The organism is Mycobacterium sp. OTB74 (genome assembly GCF_029892685.1).
GTDB lineage: Bacteria > Actinomycetota > Actinomycetes > Mycobacteriales > Mycobacteriaceae > Mycobacterium.
The window spans coordinates 296815-318016 of record NZ_JARXVD010000002.1 but is presented as its reverse complement, the minus strand read 5'-3'; the positions used below and the strand labels follow the sequence as shown (position 1 = coordinate 318016).

Sequence of the window (21202 nt, the reverse complement as noted above, 5' to 3'; positions counted from 1 at the left end):
CAGGAGTGCCCGCGATGATCAAGCCCGACAACCGCAATTCCGAATTCGAGTTCGGTGGTATCAACCACGTCGCGTTGGTCTGCTCCGACATGGCCAGGACCGTCGACTTCTACTCCAATGTGCTGGGCATGCCGCTGGTGAAATCCCTTGATCTACCTCGTGGTATGGGTCAGCACTTCTTCTTCGACGCGGGAAACGGGGACTGTGTCGCCTTCTTCTGGTTCACGCAGGCTCCGGACGGCGTGCCGGGCATTTCGCAACCGGCGACACTGCCCGGGGTCGGCGAATTCATCAGTGCCGTCGGCTCGCTCAACCATCTGGCCTTCCATGTGCCGGCCGAGAAGTTCGACGAATACCGGCAACGCTTGAAGGACAAGGGTGTTCGAGTCGGTCCGGTGCTCAACCACGACGAGAGCCCGATGCAGGCCTCGCCGACTGTGCATCCCGGCGTCTATGTGCGGTCGTTCTACTTCCAGGATCCCGATGGCATCACGTTGGAATTCGCCTGTTGGACCAAGGAATTCACTGACGCGGACACCGTGACGGCACCCCGGACCGCGGCCGACCGGCGCCCCGCGGTCACCGCCGCTGCGGACGCGATCTGAGCTGGCCGCCGGCTGGGCTGTGCAACTGGGCGTCAGCGAATTCGTCGAGCATGGTGGCCAGATGGTCGATCAATTCGTCCGGTGTGAAAGTGATTTCGCCCGACAGCCAGGCGCTCAGCGTCTGCCCCACACCGCCGACCGCAAAGTAACCGGTGGCCTTGATCCGCTCGTTCTGTTCAAGGCGTAGTGCGGCACCCAGATCGGCTGAGTACAGCGTCGCCAGCAATGCGGCAGAGTCGGCGCGCTTGCGGGCCACCACGGCATTGGTGAGTTGCGCGTTGAACAGCAACCGGCCCACCCTCGGATCCGAGGCCACGGCATTGACGATGTTGGCCATACCGGCGCGGTTGCGCTCCCGGGCTGGGGCGGCCGCCACCGCCGCCTGCGTGGTGGTCGCCAGGTCGGCGATGACGGCGTCGAACACCGCGCCGACGAAATCGTCCTTGTCGGTGAAGCTTTCGTAAAAGTAGCGCACGCCGAGCCCGGATGCCGAGCAGACCGACCGCACCGTCAGATCCGGCAGGGGCGCGGCGGCGCCCAGCAGGTCCAGACCCGCCGCAATCAGCTGAGCACGCCGTTGCGCCAGGCGCTGGGAGGCGTCGACTCCGCGGTAGGGCCGTACCTGTGACACCAAGACATCTTGACACCTGTCGAGCGCCGCGGCAATATCAGGAAACAATTGTTCTCACTTTTGCGGGAGGGGTCGATGACGGTCAGTGAGTGGGTGAACCCGGTTGATGTCCCGGTGAGTGCCCAATGGTCGACGGCTCCGCGGCGTGCGTCGTTGGGGCATGGGGCGGGTATCGACGACGGCCTGATGGGCGTCGCCCTGCTGGCAGGGCCGGCCAATGTGGTGATGCAGCTGGCGCTGCGACCGGTCGCGTACGGCGTCATGGAGAGCCGGGTGGAGAGTGGGCGCGTCGACCGGCACCCGATCAAGCGCGCGCGGACCACGTTCACCTATCTGGCCGTGGCGACCAAAGGCTCCGACGCGCAGAAGCTGGCCTTCCGGCGGGCGGTGAACAAGGCCCACGCGCAGGTCTATTCGACCGACGAGAGCCCGGTGGAATACCACGCCATGGACAAGAACCTGCAGATGTGGGTAGCGGCCTGTCTGTACAAAGGCGCCGTCGACGTCTATCGGTTGTTCATTGGTGAGATGGATGACGAGACCGCCGAGCGGCATTACCGTGAGGGCATCACGCTGGGCACCACGCTGCAGGTGCCGGCCTCGATGTGGCCCGCGGATCGCGCGGCGTTCGACGCCTACTGGCAGAAGATGCTGGAACAGATTCACATCGACGACACGGCCCGCGAGTACCTGTATCCCATTGCGGTGGGCCGGATGCGGGGCGTGACGCTGCCGGGTGCGGTGCAGCGTCGGCTGGAATCCGTCTCGCAGTTGATCACCACCGGTTTTCTGCCGCAGCGATTCCGCGATGAGATGCGGCTGCCCTGGGACAGTAAGCGGCAGAAGAGGTTTGATCGATTGATGTCTGTGCTGAGGACGGTCAATCACCTCGTACCTTCGCCGGTGCGCCAGTTCCCATTCAACGTGCTGCTCAAGGATTTGGACTGGCGAGTCCGCACCGGGCGACCGTTGATCTGATTTTTGAGACGATCCCGCGCCGTGGGCTGAATGTTCAGCAACCGGGCGTACCCTCGCGCCAATGCGTACAGACAACGACAGCTGGGACATCACTACAAGCGTCGGATCGACCGCACTGATGGTCGCGGCGGCACGGGCGCTTGAGGCAGCCAAGCCGGACCCGTTGGCGGTAGACCCTTACGCCGAGTTGTTCGCCCGGGCCGTGGGCGGCCAGTGGGCCGACGTGCTCGATGGCAAAGCTCCGGAACATCGCCTGGCGGCACCGGAATTCGGCCCGCCGTTCATCAACTTCCAGGGCTCGCGGACCCGCTACTTCGATGCCTACTTCGCCAATGCGGCGGCGTCGGGAGTCCGTCAGGTGGTGCTGCTGGCGGCGGGTCTGGACTCCAGGGCTTTCCGCTTGGACTGGCCGGCGGGCTCCGTGCTGTTCGAGCTGGACCAGCCTCAGGTACTGGAATTCAAGCGAGAGGTATTGGCCCGCAAGGGAGCTCAACCGAAGGCCGAACGCCGCGAGATTGCGGTCGATCTGCGTGACGACTGGCAGTCGGCGCTGATCGCCGCTGGCTTCCGCCCCGATCGACCATCGGCGTGGATTGCCGAAGGGCTGCTGATCTACCTGCCGGCGTCCGCTCAGGAGCAGTTGTTCACCGGTATCGACAAACTGGCTTCGCCGGGTAGCTGGGTGGCGGTTGAGGAAGGCGCGCCGATGCCCGCAGAAGTCTTTGCTGCCAAGCGCGCACAGGAGAGGGCATCCGGCCCGGGAGACGTGTTCTTCAACCTGATTTACAACGAGCAGATTGCGCCGGCCGCTGACTGGTTTGGCGCCCATGGCTGGCGGGCTGAGCCCACCAGGCTGGCCGATTACATGCGAGAAGTGGGACGCCCGGTCCCGACCAATCCCGATGCGGCCACCATGATCGAATCGAACACCCTGGTCACTGCCATCAAAGAGTGACCGTCGTCACCGGGCTGGTGGCTAGGGTGCATCTCGACACTTAAGTTATGCAATGCTAACTTCAGCAAGTTAGCTTAGGCATACTTAAGGAGATGGCGGGGGCCTGTGTGCCCCTGCGAACACGGGCATGGGTAGTGGAACATCGGTCGGATTCGCAGCGGTCCACCACGATGCGGTCACCACGTGCGGTGCTTGCTGCAGCTCGCCCGCACCCATGGGGCCTGCGCGCGGGAGGTCCCGTCGCAGGGCTTTCGGCAGGACGCCGTCGAAGTCACCGATCCTGAACTCCCGCCTCCACGGGCCGGTATGTCGAATCTCGATCTGCGGGGAACCAGCCGACCTCGGGCGCCGACTATCTCTAGGTGCAGGTGCTTCAGAGGTCCGAAACGTGACCGCGCCGATCTGGCTCGCGATACCACCGGAAGTGCATTCGAGCTTGCTCAGCAGTGGCCCCGGTCCGGGGTCACTGCTGGCCGCGGCCGCGGCATGGTCGGCGCTGAGCGCCGAATACGCCTCGGCTGCAATTGAACTCGGCGCGGTGGCCGGTGATGTCGAAGTCGGCGTGTGGCAGGGACCTAGCGCCGACCAGTACGTGACGGCAAACGCGCCATACCTGAGTTGGCTGCTGAACAGCGCAGAAAAGAGCGCCGCGGCCGCGGCGACACACGAAACCGCGGCAGCGGCATACAGCGTAGCGCTGGCTGCGATGCCCAGCATGGCAGAGCTCACGATCAATCATGCGGTGCATACCGCGCTTCTGGTCACGAATTTCTTTGGTATCAACACGATTCCGATCGCCGTAAACGAAGCCGACTATGCCCGCATGTGGATCCAGGCGGCCGAAACGATGACCGTCTATCAATCGGTCTCGGGGGCTGCCCTGGCTGCACTGCCGGTCACCACTCCGGCGCCGCAGATCCTAGCGGCCGCCGCTGAAGCCACTGTCCCGGCGACCACGGCAGTTTCAGCTGCAGCGGAGGCGCCGGCGGCCGACTCAGGTGCTCACCTCAACGCAGCCGACGCGGCGTCGACCGAACAACAGGCCGCGAGCGCAACGGACTCCGGATCGAGCGGGTTGCAGCAACTCGACGATTTCCTGAACAATTTCCAGCTCCAGCTGGCCCAGGTGATCCAGCAGTACACCAACAATTTCGCATCTCCGGTGTCATTCGACTTGAACCCCAACGGCTTCCCAATAGACCGGTTCGCCTTCGTGAACGGGCTGAAAGCACTTCTGACGCAGTCTTTCCCGTTTCTGAATCCCACTCTGGTTACGACGCTGTCCTGGGCCACCTTCCACACGGCCATGGTGATCTGGCCGATCGCGCAGTCGACGCTCGAACTGTCCGTGGTGGGGGCGATTGTGGCGGCCGGCCCAGCTGCCGCGGTGGCTGCCGCGGCCGGTGGGACGGCGACGGCGTTGGGAATCGTTGGCGTCGCTGTTCCGCATCCGGTGGATGTGCCGGTCGCCATGCCGTCGCCGGCAGTCGCTGCGCCCGCGCCTGCGATTTCGGCGACGACGGTGAGTCCGACGGTCCCGAGCACCGCTGCGCCGGGTCTGTCGCACGCGTCAAGTGTGTCCAGTCCGGCGCCAACTTCACCAGCACCCACCGGCACACCACCGGGAGGCGGACCGTCCGTTGGGGCGGGTCCGACTACGTCGATCTACGCCGTCAGCGCGGCACGGTCATCGGCGCAGAGCCAGGTAACCAGTCGGCGCTCACGCAACGCGCGGGAGGCAGCGCCCGCTGAAGCAGTCGGCGAGGAAGCCGCCGCTGCGGCGACCGCGGCCAAGAAAGCCCGGGCACGTCGTCGGCGGGGCGGGACTGTCCAGGATCGCAGCTATCGCTACGAGTACCTCGAGGCTGACGCGGCACCGGTCCTTCGGCCTGAGGACATTACGCGCGCCTCGGAGCGCGGCGCTGACGTGCGGGGCGGGATATCCGCGAAAGGCGTTGAGCCGATGGGGATGACCACCCGAAGCGGGGGATTGTTCGCCGCTGGGACCGCGGTACCCCTGCTGCCGAGCAATTGGCGTAGTGACCCGGGCCGGACCGATCAAACAGGGACAGCCGCTGTGCGCGACGAGTCGTCAACGTTGGAAGGGAACTGATGAGTCTCAGCAACGCGAGTGCCATCGGCACCGTTGCGGTGCAGGGGAATTCGCGCGTGAGTGCCGAATCCGAACGGGTGCAGTCCGCGGGCCGGGTGGATCGTGACGTGCTCACCCGATTCTCGGCAAGCTGCCTGGCGCTGGGCCTGACCGTCCACGATCGCCGTCGCCCCGCTGATCTGTCGGCTGCGCGCGACGGATTCACGGCGCTGACCCGGATCGCTCGTGAGCACTGCGATGCGTGGACCGGTCTGGCAGCTGCGTCAGCCGCCACGCCCGACGTCGTCGAAGCAGTGTGGCGTACGGCGGACACAGCGGGTGTGCTGCGCCGCGCACTGGACCTGGCCGACGGCGACCTCGGATTCAGCTACGACAGCGGCTTATATCTACAGTTCCGGGCCGCCGATGGCGACGGATTCCAACTGGCCTACGCTGCAACGCTTTCCGATGCGGGCGCATACGTCGAGGCCAATGAGCTGGTCGGTGAACTACTGAACCGCAGGCCCGGCTGGCTGCCGGCCCGGTGGGTGCGGGTGGCCATGTATCACCGCACCCGTCGCTGGTCCGACGTGATTCGCCAACTGACGCCGGTGGTGAACGACCCGGCGCTGGACTCGTCGTTTGCGCACGCCGCGCGAGTCGCGTTGGGCATCGCACTGGCGCATCTCGGTATGTTCGCCCCTGCCCTGTCGCACTTGGAGGAGCCCGACGGGCCCGTCGCCGTAGCGGCCATGGACGGGGCTTTCGTCAAGGCGCTGGCACTGCGGGCGCAGGGCGAGGACGACGAGGCCACCGATGTGCTGTCCGAGTTGTACGCCGCACACCCCGAGAACACCGACGCCGAACATGCGTTGACCGACACCAGCTTTGGTATCGAACCGACCACCGCGGCGCGGATCGAGGCTCGGCACAACCCGTGGGATCCGGAGACCGAACCCACCGAGGCCGAGTTCGTCGACCCGGATGCCAAGGCGCGCAAGGCGCATCTGCTGGTCGAGGCCGAAGCCGAACTGGCCGAGTTCATTGGCCTCGAAGAGGTCAAGTATCAGGTGGCACGACTGAAAAGCTCGGTGGCCATGGCGATTCGGCGGCAAGAGCGCGGCCTCGCCGTGGCCCAGCGCACCAACCACCTGGTGTTCGCCGGTCCGCCTGGCACCGGTAAGACCACCATCGCCCGGGTGGTCGCCAAGATCTACTGTGGCCTCGGCCTGCTGCGTAAGGAGACGGTGCGCGAGGTACACCGGGCCGACCTGATCGGCCAGCATATCGGCGAGACCGAAGCGAAGACCAATGCTGTCATCGACAGCGCGCTGGACGGCGTGCTGTTCCTGGACGAGGCGTATGCGCTGGTGTCCACCGGCGCCAAGAACGATTTTGGCCTGGTCGCCATCGACACCCTACTGGCGCGAATGGAGAACGACCGCGACCGCCTCGTGGTGATCATCGCCGGATATCGCAAGGACCTGGACATGTTCCTGGATACCAACGAAGGTCTGCGGTCGCGGTTCACCCGCAGCATCGACTTCCCGTCCTACTCGGCCACTGAGCTGACGGAGATCGCCATGCGGATGGCCGAAAAGCGGGACAGCGTCTTCGAATTGGACGCCGAGGCGGAGATGGAGCGACTGTTCGGGCACCTGGCTACCGCGACGACTCCGGATGCGGCCGGGGTGGCACGGCGCAGTCTGGACATAGCGGGTAACGGCCGGTTCGTGCGAAACCTGGTGGAGCGCTCCGAGGAGGAACGTGAGTACCGGCTCGATCACCTTGCCGAGCATGACTTCACCGATGACGAACTCATGACCATCACCGCCGATGACGTCAGTGCCTCGGCTGCCCCGTTGTTGCGCGGGCTGGGACTCGAGGTGCCCTCCAGCGAGGAGCCGAAGGCGGATCGCGCATGAACGAGCGAGGAGCCGAAGGCGGATCGCGCATGAACGAGCGAGGAGCCGAAGGCGGATCGCGCATGAGCCAGCATGCGGACCGGAAAATTTTCAGCTCACGTACTCCGGCCAACGACAATCCGGACCAGGTTGAATACCGCCGTGGGTTCGTCACCCGCCACCAGGTGTCGGGGTGGCGATTCCTGAGGCGGCGCATCGCATCTGGTGTCGCATTGCACGACACCAGGATGTTGGTCGACCCGCTGCGCACCCAGAGCCGCTCGGTTCTGGTCGGCGCTCTGGTGCTGGTCACCGGACTGGCTGGGTGCTTCGTCTTCTCACTGATTCGGCCCGCCGGGGTGCCCGGCACCAACACCATCCTGGCCGACCGAGATACCGCAGCGCTGTACGTCCGGTTGGGGCAGGAACTGCACCCTGTCCTCAACCTGACCTCAGCCCGGCTGATCGCCGGCCGGCCGGACAACCCGACCATGGTGCCGAGTGCCGAGCTGGACAAATTCAGCCGGGGCAACCTGATCGGTATCCCAGGGGCCCCGGAACGTATGGTGCCCAACACTTCTCGCGATGCTGACTGGACCGTGTGCGACACGGCCACCGGTACCGACGCAGGCGTCACGGTGATCGGGGGACCGATCACCGAAGGCGGGTCGCACGCCTCCGCGCTGGGTGCGCACGATGCCGTGCTGGTCCGTGCCGACGTCGTGGGTGCGACGAACCCCGGGACCTGGCTGCTGTGGAATGGCCGCCGGAGTTCCGTCGACCTGGGCAACCGGGCGGTCACGTCGGCACTCGGGTTGGGCGCCAACGGAACTGCAATGCCGCAGCCGCGGGCCGTCGCCGGCGGGTTGTTCAACGCTATTCCGGAATCCCCGCCGCTTGCCGCGCCGCCGATCGCCAACGCCGGTCAGCCGACGTCGTACCCGATGCCGGTCACCGCTCCGATCGGAGCGGTGGTCACTGCGGTGCGGACCGAGGTCGACACCGACAACGCGGTCGGGTACTACGCGGTGCTCGACGATGGCCTGCAACCGATTTCACAGGTGGTCGCTGCGATCCTGCGCAACACTGATTCACACGGGTTGGATCAGCCGCCGCGGCTCAGCGCCGACCAGATCGCCCGCATCCCGGTCTCCACCGCCATTGACACCGCGGCGTACCCGGAGAACCCAGTGACCCTGGTGGATCCGGCCACGTCGCCGCTGACCTGTGCCGGGTGGGCCAAACCTGCTGGTGCCACCACGAATTCGCTGACTCTGTTTGCCGGTGCGACGCTGCCCCTGCCGGAGGGCCGGCACACCGTGCCGTTGGTCGGCGGGGGGTCGAGCGGCATTGCCAATCGGGTGGCGCTCGCACCCGGCACCGGATATTTCGTCCAGGCCACCGGGCAGGCCGGATCGACGCCGACGCTGTCCAGCTACTGGGTCAGTGACACCGGCGTCCGGTACGGCATCTCGACCGAAGGTGACGCTGCCGACGGAAACCGAAAAACTCCTGCGGCGCTTGGTCTTACCTCAGCGCCGCTGCCGATGCCGTCGTCGGTACTCGGCCAGTTCGCCCCGGGGCCGACGTTGGGCCGCAACGACGCTCTGCAGACCCCGGCATTGGGGCCCGACGCGCAGAACTCGACCGCTGCCGCATCCGCACCCGCTGTCTTGAGGGAGAACCCGTGAGTCGACTGATCTTCGAGGCGCGGCGCCGCCTGCCTGTGCCGGCGTCCCGCAAGGGCGTCATCGCCATCGAGGCGCCGCCGGAACTGCCGCGTCTGGTGCCGCCGTCCCTGTTGCGCCGGGTGCTGCCTTTCCTGATCGTGATCCTGATCGTGGGAATGGTGGTGGCGCTGGTAGCTACTGGCATGCGGGTCATCTCGCCACAGACGTTGTTCTTCCCGTTCGTGTTGCTGCTGGCGGCTACCGCGTTCTACCGCGGTTCGGACAACAAGACCCGGACCGAGGAGGTCGACGCCGAGCGCGCGGACTACCTGCGTTACCTGTCGGTGGTCCGAGACAACGTTCGCGCTCAGGCCGCCGAGCAGCGAGCCGCTTGCACGTGGTCCCACCCGGCACCTGAACAGCTGGCCACCGTCGCCGGGAGCCGGAGGCAGTGGGAGCGTGATCCGCACGACGCCGACTTCCTGGTGGTGCGCGCCGGACTGCGCGACGCTCGTCTCGAGACCGTGCTGCAGGTCAAGGACACCGCTGGCGAGATCGACCTGGAACCGGTGTCGCACAGCGCATTACGCGGATTGCTCGATGTCCAGCGGACCGTCCCGGCAGTCCCCTCGGGAATCGACCTGAGCAAGGTGTCTCGCATCACCGTGCTCGGCGATGCTGACGAGGTGCGCGGCGCTCTGCGCGCCTGGATCGCCCAATCGGTCACCTGGCACGACCCCGCCCTGCTGGGCGTTGCCCTGGCGGCGGATGCCGATGCGCTGGAGTCCGACTTCTGGTCGTGGCTGAAGTGGTTGCCGCACAGTGATGTTCCCGGAAAGGTCGACGGCGTAGGCCCGGCCCGGTACCTGGCCGTCGGAGTCCCCGAGTTACGTGGACTCCTGGCTGACGAAATCGCCGAGCGGGAGCCGTTCGGATCGGACGATGCGGCGACGGCTCGGCACCTGCTGATCGTGGTGGACGATCCGGACGCCGATCTGGACCAGTTGGTGCCGCGGGCCGGGCTGGCAGGTGTCACGGTGGTGCAGCGTGGCACGGAGTTGCCGCCGTACCCGGATCCCGAGCGACCGGTGCTGCGGGTGGCCGACGGTCGCATCGAGCGCTGGTCGGCAGGCGGGTGGCAGCCCTATTTCGATGTAGCCGACCAACTTTCACCTGGTTCCGCAGCGCACCTGGCGCGTGGTCTGGCACGTTGGGACTCCAACCCGAACCGGACTCGCGGTACCGGTGCGGGATTGGCCACCTTCAGCACCTTGCTGGGCATCCAGGATGCCGCCGCGCTGGACATCGCGAGCCTGTGGGCGCCGCGCAGCCGGGCCGACGAGCTTCGGGTGCCGATCGGTGTCACCGCCACCGGCGAGCCTCTGATGTTCGACCTGAAGGACGAGGCCGAAGGCGGGATGGGGCCGCACGGTCTGATGATCGGGATGACGGGTTCGGGTAAATCTCAGACCCTCATGTCGATCCTGTTGTCGCTGTTGACGACTCATTCGGCCGATCGGCTGATCGTCATCTACGCCGACTTCAAGGGTGAGGCCGGCGCCGACATATTCCGGGATTTCCCGCAGGTGGTCGCAGTCATCTCGAACATGGCCGAGAAGCGCTCGCTTGCCGACCGGTTCGCCGACACCCTGCGCGGTGAGGTGGCCCGCCGCGAACAGCTTCTGATGGAGGCCGGCCGCCGGGTTCAGGGCAGCGCCTTCAACTCGGTGCTGGAGTATGAAGCGGCAGCCGCTGCTGGGCATGACCTGCCGCCGATTCCGACGCTGCTGGTGGTCGCCGATGAGTTCTCGTTGATGATCGCCGACCATCCGGAGTACGCGGAGCTGTTCGATTATGTTGCCCGCAAGGGCCGTTCGTTCCGCATCCATATTCTCTTCGCGTCGCAGACGCTGGACGTGGGCCGGATCAAGGACATTGACAAGAACACCTCGTATCGCATCGGTCTGAAGGTGGCGAGCCCGTCGATCAGCCGGCAGATCATCGGCGTCGAGGACGCGTATCACATCGAGGCCGGTCCCGAACACAAGGGCGAGGGCTTCCTGGTACCGACCCCTGGTGCCGTGCCGGTCAAGTTCCGAAGCACCTACGTCGACGGGATCTACGACCCGCCACGCGCCGAGAAATCGATTGTGGTGCATGCTATTCCACAGCCTCAGCTGTTCTCGGCCGGATACGTCGCGCCGACGCCGGACACGGTGATCGTCACCGACGCTGTGCCGGATACCCGCGCACCGCGCAAGCTGGTCAGCACCATCGGCGAGCAACTGGCGCACTACGGGCCGCAGGCGCCGCATTTGTGGCTGGCCCCTCTCGACGAGCCCATTCAGCTGTCGGAGTTGGTGGCCGGCACCGACATTCCGGTCGGCCACGGCCGCTGGGTGCTGGGCGAGATCGATCGGCCGTTCCAGATGCGCCGTGATCCGCTGATCTTCGACGCTACGTCGGCGGCGGCCAACCTGCTGATCCATGGTGGCCCGAAGTCGGGCAAATCGACTGCGCTGCAGACGTTCATGCTGTCGGCAGCAGCGACGCACTCACCTCGCGCAGTCACCTTCTACTGCCTGGACTACGGCGGCGGCGGGCTGCGCTCGCTCAAGCCTCTGGCCCATGTCGGCAGCGTGGCGTCGCCGCTGGAGCCCGAACGGATCCGGCGCACCTTCGGCGAACTCGAGCAGCTACTGGCCGCTCGGCAGGCCCGCGCCGCTTCCGGGGACTTCGATATCCGCAATGACGGCTACGGCGACGTGTTCCTGGTGATCGACAACCTGTACGCGTTCAGCCGAGATAACACCGACGCCTTCAATACACGTAACCCATTGCTGGCCAAGGTGACCGAGCTGGTCAACACCGGCATGACGTACGGCATCCACGTGGTGATCACCACGCCTAACTGGCTCGAAGTGCCGTTGGCCATGCGCGACGGTCTGGGTTTGCGGCTCGAGCTCAAGCTGGCCGATCCGCGAGACAGCAATGTGCGGGCGACTGCGAGTGCCGGCGTGGCCGCCCTGACGCGGCCGGCTGACAGCGTGCCCGCCGACCAGCCGGGCCGGGGCCTGACCATGGCAGCCGAGCACTTCCTTTTCGCCGCACCGGATCTCAGCACCATCCCGGCGATCAACACCAAGTACCAGGGGCAGGCTGCGCCGCCGGTGCGGCTGTTGCCGACCGACCTGGCACCGGCTGCCCTGGCGCCGCTGTTCCGGGCGTCCGAGGCAGTCGTCATCGGGCAGCGCGAGCAAGACCTTGAACCGGTGTCGGTGGACTTCGCGTCCAACCCGCTGGTGATGGTGCTGGGCGACGCCAAGACCGGTAAGACCACGCTGCTGCGGCACGTCATCCGGACCATCCGGGAGAACGCGACAGAGGAATCGGTGGCATTCACCGTGATCGACCGCCGGTTACACCTGGTCGACGAACCGCTGTTCGCGGACAACGAGTACACGCCGAATATCGACCGCGTCACCCCAGCGATGCTGGGTCTGGCCGGACTGTTGGAAAAGCGCAGGCCCCCAGCGGGTCTGAGCGCAGCAGAGCTGAGCGGCTGGTCGTACCGGAACGGGCCGGACAACCACATCCACTATCTGATCGTCGACGACGTCGACCAGATTCCGGACGCCCCCGCGGTCAGTGGCCCATTCGTCGGACAGCGGCCCTGGTCGTCCCTGCTCGGATTGCTCTCCCAGGCATCTGAACTCGGGCTGCGGGTGATCGTGACGGCCCGGGCCACCGGAGCGGCACATGCGGTCCTGACCGCCCCGCTACTGCGCAGGCTCAACGAGTTGCAGGCCACCACCGTCATGCTGTCCGGTAATCCGCAGGACAGCGGTCGGATTCGCGGGCACCGGTTCAGCCGGCTGCCGGCGGGCCGCGCCATGGTGCTCAGCGACACCGACGAGGCCACCTATATCCAACTGATCAACCCGCTGGCGGCCGAGCCCGCTGAAGCGGTTCACGGCAGTTCCAACACTCGACACGGACGGGAGTTCCACTGATGACATTGCGCGTCGTTCCCGAAGGTCTGACCGCGGCGGGTGCTGCGGTCGAAGCGCTCACTGCCAGGTTGGCGGCGGCACATGCTGCGGCCGCACCGGCGGTCACCGCCGTCGTTCCACCGGCCGCCGATCCGGTTTCCATGCAGACGACTGCAGGTCTGAGCAGCCACGGCACCACACATCAGGCGGTCGCCGCACAGGGTGTTGCCGAACTCGGCCGCGCCGGCACCGGAGTCAGCGAGTCCGGAATCAGTTACGCCACAGGTGATGCCGCCGCTGCTGAGACCTACCTGACCGTGCTGGGCTGAGATGACCGCACCCATCTGGATGGCGCTACCGCCGGAGGTCCATTCGACGCTGTTGTCCAGCGGTCCCGGTCCGGGATCGCTGCTGTCCGCGGCCGCCGCATGGCAGTTGCTCAGCGCCGAATATGCCTCGGCTGCAGCTGAACTCACCGCGTTGTTGGGTGATGTCCAGACCGGTGCTTGGCAGGGTCCGAGCGCTGAGCAGTACGTGACAGCGCATGCCCCGTACCTGGCCTGGCTGGCACAAGCCAGCGCCAACAGCGCCGCAAATGCGGTGCAACACGAGACCGCCGCGGCCGCCTACGGCACCGCACTGGCCACCATGCCGTCGCTGCCCGAATTGGCGCTGAACCACGTGGCGAACGCTGCGCTGGTGGCTACGAATTTCTTTGGTATCAACACCATTCCAATCGCCCTCAACGAGGCCGACTACACCCGGATGTGGTTGCAGGCCGCGACGGTGATGAGCACCTACCAAGCGGTGTCAGCGGCGGCGGTGGCCGCGGCGCCCACGACGACGACGGCGCCGACGGTATTGGCCGAGGGAGTCGGAGAGGCGGGGCAAGCGACGGCGGGGGCGCAGCAGGCGTCGGCCCAGGCGCAGGCTGCGGATGCGGGCTCGTCGCTGGACAGCTCGGATGCAATCACCGACTACCTGCAGAACTACATCGAGTCACTGCCCGGTGGGGACCTGATCTGGAAGTTCCTGCAAGACCCTGCCGGTCAGCTCCAACAGATGTTCCTCGACTTCATGAGCAACCCGTCGGAGGCGTTGACGACCTGGGGGCCATTGCTTTTCGCGCTGGGCTACCAAGCGTTCTTCCAGCCCGTCGGGTGGACCACCTGGGGGGTCGCGCTGAGCACCCCGCTGTGGGGACCGGCTCTGATCGCGGTCGGTCTGTCCAGCCTGGGCCTGTTGGCCCTGATCCAGCCCGACGTGGTGCCGGACCCTGCCGTCGCCGACGCCTTCCAGCCGCCCCCACAACTGCGGGTCGGGCACTCCAACCCCATGCCGGTGGTCAGCGTGGCACCCACAGTGCCGACCACTCCAGGGGTCCCGGCGAGTTCGGTGTCGGCCGCCCCGGCCGCGCCGGCTGCCGCTCCCGTCCCTGCCCCTGCACTCATGTTGGCGTATGCGGTGGCCGTCGACGATCCCGGCGGTGGGTTCACCCCGACACTGCGTGAAGGCAGTGGTGCCAAGGCCCCGGCGTCCGGGATCGCTGCTGCTGCTTTGGCTTCGGATGCGGCGTCAGCGGCGGAGCGGCGCCGGGCCCGGCGCCGCCGGGCTGCCAAAGAACGTGGGTTCCGGGACGAGTACATGGACATGAACTCTGAAGTCGATCCGGACTTCGGCCCGGAATCTGATGACAGGCCCGAGGTAAAGGCATCGACCCGGAGCGCCGGGCCCATGGGATTCACCGGCACCGTGTCCCAGCAGCGGCTAGATGCCGCTGGGCTGGCCCGGATGACCGCTGGCGGGTCCGGCGACGGCGCCACCGAACCCATGCTGCCCGGCACCTGGCTTTCGGAAGGCGGTACCGAACGCTGACCACGCGCCGACGCAAAACCTTTGACCATCAAAACAAATCCGGACAATCGCGAGAGGAATCACAATGAGCATGCTCGACGCACACATCCCACAGCTGGTCGCCTCGGAGGCGGCGTTCTCGGCGAAGGCGGCACTGATGCGCAGCACTATCAGCCAGGCCGAACAGGCGGCACAGTCGGCGCAGGGCTTCCACCAGGGCGACTCGGCCGCTGCGTTCCAGGCCGCACACGCCCGCTTCATGGAGGTCGCGATGCGGGTCAATGCACTGCTCGATACGGCACAGGCCAATCTCGGGGACGCGGCCGGCACCTACGTCGCGCAGGACAGCGCCGCCGCAGGCATGTATACGTCCGTCTAACCAGCCGCCGCGCGCCCCGAACCCACACCGAATCGAGGAGTACCCATGTCTCAGATCATGTACAACTACCCGGCAATGCTGGCGCACGCCGGTGAAATGACCTCTTACGCAGGGGCGATGCACGCTGTTGGTGCGGACATCGCCAGCGAACAGGCCGCCCTTGCCGGCGCCTGGCAGGGTGATACCGGGACCAGCTACCAGGCTTGGCAGGCGCAGTGGAACACCGCGATGGAAGAGCTGGTGCAGGCGTACCGCGCCATGGCGAGCACCCACGAAACCAACACCCTCTCGATGAGCTCGCGCGACCAGTCCGAAGGCGCTAAGTGGGTCTGAGTTCTTCCGCGATTTCGGCGCGGTCCGTATCGATAGGCGAAACGGAGCGCGCCGAAATCCCGCCCACGGCCTGCGAGTTGACCGCAGCGCAGGCCTGGTTTCTCGCGGATCGCCTCGGCGCCGTGAGCTTTCCGTGGGTGCTGGCCATCACTCAGCCGTACAGTGAGCCCTCGGATCGGGCCGGCTTCGAAGCGGAGCAGGTCGCCACGCTGACCCGGATGGCTGTGCTGAGCGCTGATGGTGCGGTGAATCCCGCAGTCGCGCAATGGATTCGCACCGTATGTCGACCGCGACGCTGGCTTGAGCTGCGCTGGGTGTCCGGGTCCGGCGCCATGCTGCGCGGACTGCTCGCCCGTCGAGGCGACGCCACCGTGGCGGCCCTGCGCAGCGAAGACCTCGTGACCTGTAGTGAACTGGCGATCGGGTATCCGGAGGCGATGGTGCCGGTACTCACCGCCGGGTTGTCCGGTCGAGCCGCCGCGCGCTTCGCCGAGTTCACGGTGCCCGCTCACATCGGGGCCCGGGCCGACGAACGATTACGCCGCGGCGAAACCCTCGACGAGGTCATGGAATACCTCGGGATCCCGCCCGCGGCGCATGCCGTCGTCCGGGCTGCGTTCGCGCCCGGGCGTAGCTACGTGGAGATCGTCGCGGGAGACCACAGGGACGGCCACCGGATCAGCACCGACATCGGTGTGAGCATCGTCGACACCGCGGCCGGTCGCGTGTTGGTCACGCCGCTGAAAGCCGCTGACGGCATCTGGATTTCAACCTTCACCCCGGGCACCGACCTGGCCATCGCCACTGCCGTGCAGCGGCTGACCGCGGCCCTGCCGGACGGCCCCTGGTTCCCTACGGCGAACCTGACCCGAGACTTCGAGACCTCGACAGCAGAACGGAAAGAACATGTCCCAGAACACGTCTGGTAGTACCGCGATGCCCATCGTGCGGGTGGCGGTACTCGCCGCGGGCGATACACATAGCGGTGGTGGCCGGCTCACCGATGTGGCGTTGCCGGCCGGCCTCCCGCTGCGCGAGATCGTGCCCGCGGTGCGCCGCATCGTCACCCCGGCTGCCGAGCTCACAGAGCTCAAGGAGCTGTCTCTGGCTCCGATCGGTGGCGCCCCGTACAGCTTGGACGCCACCCTGGACACGGTTGGCGTCGTCGACGGTGACCTGCTCGCATTGCAGCCCGTGCCCGCCGGACCGCCGGCGCCGCGCATCGTCGAGGACATCGCCGATGCCGCCGCGATCTTCTCGGCGGCGCGGGAGAAGCCTTGGGGCGAAACACATATTCGTCGCGGTGCCGCGTGGGCCCTGGTCGCTCTGGTGGTGCTGGCCACCGCGCTGGCGGCCCTCGTGCAGATTCACACCGGCCACTTCGCCGGGCTGGCCACGGTGAGCGCGGTGGCCGTCCTGACGGTGGTGGTCACGCTGCTGGCCAAACCGGCCGAGCCGCGGCTGTCGACGGCGCTCAGCCTGAGTGCGCTGCTGCCGATCGGGACGGCCTTCGCGCTGGCGGTACCCGGCCATTCCGGCCCGTCCCGACTGTTGCTCGGTGCCGCGGCGGTAGCGGCGTGGTCGATCATCAGCATTGCCGTCGGTCAGCAGGCGGTCGCAGCCTTCACCGCGACGACAGTGATCGGCATCGCCGGTGCCGTGGTCGGTGGGGCCGCCTCGATGTGGCAGCTCAGCAACACCGTGATCGGCAGTGTGCTGGTGGTTTTCGCGCTACTGGCCATGGTCCAGGCTGCGCAACTGTCGACGGTGTGGGCGCGATTCCCGCTGCCTAACATCCCTGCCCCGGGTGATCCAACGCCGTCGGCCCTGCCGCGTTCCGTGCTGGCCGATCTGCCGCGTCGCGTCCGAGTGTGTGACGCGCATCAGACCGGGTTCCTGGCTGGTGCCGTGCTGGTGCTGACGGCCGGATCGGTGGTCCTGGTGTCCGGGGCGCATCCGTCACCGTGGGCCTGGTACGTGGCGGCAGCCGCCGCGCTGGCGACCACGCTGCGGGCCCGGATCTGGGATTCGGTGCCGTGCAAGGCATGGCTGCTGAGCCACCCGTATCTGGTTGCCACAGTGTTGCTTTCGGTGTTTGTTGCCGCCGGTCGGTATTCGGCTGCGTCGTGGGCGCTGGGTGCTCTGGCCGTGCTCGTGTTGGTGTGGGCGGTTGCCGCGCTGTACCCGCAGGTGGCTGAGCCACAGACCTACTCGCTGCCGATGCGCCGACTGGTCGGCTTCGCCGCTACCGCTTTGGACGCTTCGCTGATCCCGGTGCTGGCTTACCTCGTGGGCCTGTTCACCTGGGTCATCACCCGGTGACGGTCGTGGCAACCCGCATCCGCCGCGGAATCTCGCTGCTGGCAACGGTTCTTACAGTCTCGGCGAGCGCTGTGCCGACCGCGGGCGCGGTGGCGCCACCGCATGTCGACGAACACGCCGCGCCGCCGTCCGGCGGTACCGGTCCGGTCGCTCCGATGGGGCAGCGCGGCCCGTGCGTCACAGCCGGAGTGTTGCCGGGCAGCAGCCCGGGCGCGGGACCGGGGCAGGCGATGCTCAACCTGACCGACGCTCGGACCTACAGCAAGGGCGAGGGCCAGACCGTGGCGGTGATCGATACCGGGGTACATCCCGGACCACGGCTGCCCAATGTCCACGCCGGCGGTGATTTCGTGGAAAACACTGACGGACTTACCGATTGCGATGGACACGGCACCCTGGTGGCCGGCCTGATCGGCGGGCAGCCGGGGCCGGACGGTTTCTCCGGCGTCGCCCCAGCGGCCAGGATCATTGCGATCCGGCAGACCTCCGAGCGGTACTCACCGCGTGGTTCCGGCGATGACCCAGCGGCATCGCGCGCGGCCATCGAGGTGGCGTCGCTGGCCCGGGCGGTGGTTCGGGCAGCGGACCAGGGGGCACGGGTGATCGCGGTGACAGCGGTTGCGTGTCTGCCCGCTGATCGTCCCATTGACCAGAGCGAACTCGGCGCGGCACTGAAATACGCTGCGCAGGAAAAGGATGCGGTGATCATCGCGGCCGCCGGCAATGTTCAGGCCGGACTGGCCGGGGGTCCGGCGTGTCAGGCGAACCCGCTGGACAATCCCGGGCAGCGTACTGATCCGCGCAACTGGGCCGGCGTCAAGTCGGTGTCGATCCCGTCGTGGTGGCAGCCGTATGTGTTGTCGGTAGGTTCTCTGGATCCGGCCGGGCAACCGTCAGAGTTCACCATGCCCGGTCCGTGGGTCGGCATCGCCGCACCGGGGGAGGGCATCACGTCGATCGGAAACGCGGCGGGTGGCTTGGCCAATGCCCTGCCCAACGAGCGTGGCGACCTGTTCGCATTGCGCAGCAGCAGCTATGCCGCTGCCTATGTGGCCGGCGTTGCGGCATTGGTGCGCAGTCGATTTCCCGCACTGAATGCCACGGAAGTCAAGCACCGGCTGACAGCCACCGCGCACGGTGCGGCGCGCTCGCCGTCCAATCTGGTGGGTGTCGGCATCGTCGATCCGGTTGCCGCACTGACCTGGAATCTGCCGGCGGCGGGCGCACCCCCGAAGGCCGTTGTCGTGGCTCCGCCACCGGAGCCGGCCCAGCCGGACACCACGCCGCGGACTATCGCATTCACCGGAGTCGCGGGGCTGGCGGTCGTCGCATTGCTCGCGCTCGTCGCGTACCGAAGGAAGGACGGAGCCCGATGACGGCCCGAATCACGTTGGCATTGCTGGCCATTGTCCCCGCAGTCATGACCTACCCGTGGCACACCACGACGCACAAGTGGGTGCTGGGCATTGCCGCCGGCGTACTGGTGATCGTGTTTGCCTGGTGGCGAGGTCTTTTCGTCACCACCATGCTGGCCAGGCGATTCGCGGTGTGGCGCCGCAATCTGGCTGGGGAGGCCACGTCAGCTGCTGACGCGATGACCGTGGTGCTGAAGGTCCAGACCGACGACAGATTCCCGTATCAGACCCTGCCGTTGATCGCCGCGTACGTGGACCGCTACGGCATCCGCTGTAAGTCCGTTCGGGTCACCGAGCATCAGGTGGACGACACGCATCAGGCTTGGGTCAGCGTCACCATCGCCGCAGAGCCGAACATCGCCGCGCTGCAAGCACGATCATCGGAACTCCCGCTGGCTGACGCTGCGCAGCAGGTAGCCCGTCGGCTCGCCGACCAACTGCGTGAGGCCGGGTTGCAAGTGTTCGCTGCCGATTCGGCTCCCACGTTGCTGCAGCCCAGCGCCCGCGAGAAATGGCGCGCGGTACGGGACAGCGACGGCTACCTGACCGCCTACGGGCTGCCCGTGGACCAGCGGCTAGCGAACTGCCTAGCCGAATTGGCGTCGAACACCGAGCGCTGGTCGGTACTCGAATTCTCTAGAGAAGCAGCAACTTCGGTGATCTCGGCGGCCTGTGCCGTGCGGACGGCCACCGCACCCGCGGCGCTGTCCGGTCTGGTGTGCCAGCCCGGACGCCAGCGTCCGCTCATGCAGGCCATGGCTCCGGCGTCGCCCGGCGGTCTCGGAACGCCGACGACAGCGGTCACCGCGGCACTGCTTGCCGCACTGGCACCGCACAACGCCGAGGATTCCGTCGCGGTCAGTTGAACATGAACTCGCCGAGGAAGCGGGTCATACGGCGCAGATAATCGGGCTGGCTGATATGCAAGATGTGATTGCCGGGAAACCAGTGGAAAGCACAGCGATCCCAGTGTTCCCAGAGCATTTCGGCCTGCTGTGGCGGTGCCAGTCGATCGCCCAGACCGGCGATGATCAACCGACGGTCCTTGGGCACCAGCGGCGCGTAGTTCAACGGCGAGTGATACAGACCGGCCGCCGCGGCCAGCTCCTGATCGGTGTGGGACACCCGGTTGGCCAGCTTCACCAGCACGCTTGCCGGGAACCACTCATCGATGGTCTGGTCCGGCGCCACCACCGGAACGTTGGGGATGACCGCTTGGATGCGGTCATCGACCCCGGCGATCAGTGCTGAGGTGTAGCCGCCCAACGACATCCCGGTCAGCGCAATGCGATCGACACCAGTGTGTTCCAGATAGTCCAGGACAGAACGGAAGTCGTGCACGGCCTGCGTCATGGACTCGGCCATGCCGGCGAAACCGTCCATGAAGAAGCCGTATCCGCTGTACGGGGAGTTCTTCTCAGCCCGACGACCGTGAAAAGGCAACGTGTACAACAGCACGTCGTACCCCGACCGGAAGAACCACGGCAGGGCGAAGAACAGACCGTTGAACAGGTAGGCCGAACCCATGAATCCGTGGATCAGGCAGAGCGTCGGGTGCGGCCCGTCATCGTGTTTCCAGTGCTGGGCGTGCACGACGTTGTTGCGGGTGTAGCTCCGACGACGCTCCCGCATCCCCGGGTAGATGGCCTCGTAACTGCTTCGGAACGAGATGTTCTGGACCTGGCCGTGAGCCACCCACTCGGCCACCGGATTAGCGGTTCGTGCGGCCACTCGCGGTGACTTACTCGGTGCCGGGAAGCAGATCTGCGGGTCTTTGGTTGCCGCCAGTTCGGCATAGAACCGCATGGCTTCGTGTTCCGCACGCACGTCGTCGGGTCGCAACACCGCTCCGGCAAGGCGCGGAAACATGGCGGCGCCGACCACGGAGGCAATTGCCGTGCGCAGGCCGAGATCGGCGATGGCCGATGAGTCGACGATCAGCTTCTGCTGCCAGGTGAGGTCGATTCGCCGTGGTAGCCCGCGGGCGGTGGCGTCGGCGCCCCGGACATCGGGAACCGGGACGGGCGGGTCGAACGCGTCGTTGTGCGGCGAACTGGGCACGCGCGATGCTA

The 21202-nt window shown here is 66.7% G+C and carries 17 protein-coding genes; 15 read left to right on the top strand and 2 right to left on the bottom strand.

Going from position 1 to position 21202, the window contains the following annotated elements:
- Positions 1-14 precede the first annotated feature (14 nt).
- On the top strand, positions 15-605 hold the full coding sequence (locus M2432_RS04660) for a VOC family protein (protein WP_280825579.1): 591 nt from the start codon (positions 15-17) through the stop codon (positions 603-605).
- Here the strand turns inward: M2432_RS04660 and M2432_RS04655 are convergent.
- Positions 580-1236, bottom strand: coding sequence for a TetR/AcrR family transcriptional regulator (locus M2432_RS04655; RefSeq protein ID WP_280825578.1), 657 nt, complete (start codon positions 1234-1236; stop codon positions 580-582). The genes M2432_RS04660 and M2432_RS04655 overlap by 26 nt on opposite strands.
- 75 nt (positions 1237-1311) lie before the next feature.
- Here M2432_RS04655 and M2432_RS04650 point away from each other — a divergent pair, with 75 nt between their 5' ends.
- The 14 genes from M2432_RS04650 (at position 1312) to eccE (ending at position 19996) form a co-directional block, all read left to right on the top strand.
- Positions 1312-2214, top strand: coding sequence for an oxygenase MpaB family protein (locus M2432_RS04650; protein WP_280825577.1), 903 nt, complete (start codon positions 1312-1314; stop codon positions 2212-2214).
- A gap of 61 nt (positions 2215-2275) precedes the next feature.
- A complete protein-coding gene (locus tag M2432_RS04645) occupies positions 2276-3169 on the top strand; it encodes a class I SAM-dependent methyltransferase (protein ID WP_280825576.1) in 894 nt (297 codons plus the stop codon).
- A 388-nt stretch (positions 3170-3557) separates the two neighbouring features.
- Positions 3558-5282, top strand: coding sequence for a PPE family protein (locus M2432_RS04640; protein WP_280825575.1), 1725 nt, complete (start codon positions 3558-3560; stop codon positions 5280-5282).
- Positions 5282-7186 carry a type VII secretion AAA-ATPase EccA gene (gene eccA / locus M2432_RS04635; RefSeq protein WP_280825574.1) on the top strand — a complete coding sequence of 635 codons (1905 nt, stop codon included), beginning with the start codon at positions 5282-5284 and terminating at the stop codon, positions 7184-7186. The genes M2432_RS04640 and eccA overlap by 1 nt, the downstream gene beginning before the upstream one ends.
- Before the next feature lie 62 nt (positions 7187-7248).
- Complete coding sequence (gene eccB / locus M2432_RS04630; protein ID WP_280825750.1) at positions 7249-8856, top strand: type VII secretion protein EccB; 1608 nt, start codon at positions 7249-7251, stop codon at positions 8854-8856.
- Positions 8853-12848, top strand: coding sequence for a type VII secretion protein EccCa (gene eccCa, locus M2432_RS04625; protein WP_280825573.1), 3996 nt, complete (start codon positions 8853-8855; stop codon positions 12846-12848). The genes eccB and eccCa overlap by 4 nt, the downstream gene beginning before the upstream one ends.
- Entirely contained in the window at positions 12848-13156 is a 309-nt protein-coding gene (locus tag M2432_RS04620) for a PE family protein (RefSeq protein ID WP_280825572.1), read from the top strand. Before eccCa ends, M2432_RS04620 begins: the two co-directional genes overlap by 1 nt.
- A 1-nt stretch (position 13157) precedes the next feature.
- Positions 13158-14702 carry a PPE family protein gene (locus tag M2432_RS04615; RefSeq protein WP_280825571.1) on the top strand — a complete coding sequence of 515 codons (1545 nt, stop codon included), beginning with the start codon at positions 13158-13160 and terminating at the stop codon, positions 14700-14702.
- 64 nt (positions 14703-14766) lie between these two features.
- A complete protein-coding gene (locus tag M2432_RS04610) occupies positions 14767-15060 on the top strand; it encodes a WXG100 family type VII secretion target (protein WP_280825570.1) in 294 nt (97 codons plus the stop codon).
- Positions 15061-15105: 45 nt separating this feature from the next.
- Entirely contained in the window at positions 15106-15393 is a 288-nt protein-coding gene (locus M2432_RS04605; protein ID WP_280825569.1) for a WXG100 family type VII secretion target, read from the top strand.
- Positions 15394-15449: 56 nt separating this feature from the next.
- Positions 15450-16322 (top strand): ESX secretion-associated protein EspG, encoded by an 873-nt coding sequence (locus M2432_RS04600; RefSeq protein ID WP_280825749.1) that lies wholly within the window; start codon positions 15450-15452, stop codon positions 16320-16322.
- Positions 16300-17715 carry a type VII secretion integral membrane protein EccD gene (gene eccD / locus M2432_RS04595; RefSeq protein WP_280825568.1) on the top strand — a complete coding sequence of 472 codons (1416 nt, stop codon included), beginning with the start codon at positions 16300-16302 and terminating at the stop codon, positions 17713-17715. The genes M2432_RS04600 and eccD overlap by 23 nt, the downstream gene beginning before the upstream one ends.
- Positions 17716-17732: 17 nt before the next feature.
- Positions 17733-19091, top strand: coding sequence for a type VII secretion-associated serine protease mycosin (gene mycP, locus M2432_RS04590; RefSeq protein ID WP_280825748.1), 1359 nt, complete (start codon positions 17733-17735; stop codon positions 19089-19091).
- On the top strand, positions 19088-19996 hold the full coding sequence (gene eccE, locus M2432_RS04585; RefSeq protein ID WP_280825567.1) for a type VII secretion protein EccE: 909 nt from the start codon (positions 19088-19090) through the stop codon (positions 19994-19996). The genes mycP and eccE overlap by 4 nt, the downstream gene beginning before the upstream one ends.
- Here the strand turns inward: eccE and M2432_RS04580 are convergent.
- Positions 19989-21191, bottom strand: coding sequence for an alpha/beta fold hydrolase (locus tag M2432_RS04580; protein WP_280825566.1), 1203 nt, complete (start codon positions 21189-21191; stop codon positions 19989-19991). The genes eccE and M2432_RS04580 overlap by 8 nt on opposite strands.
- Positions 21192-21202 lie beyond the last annotated feature (11 nt).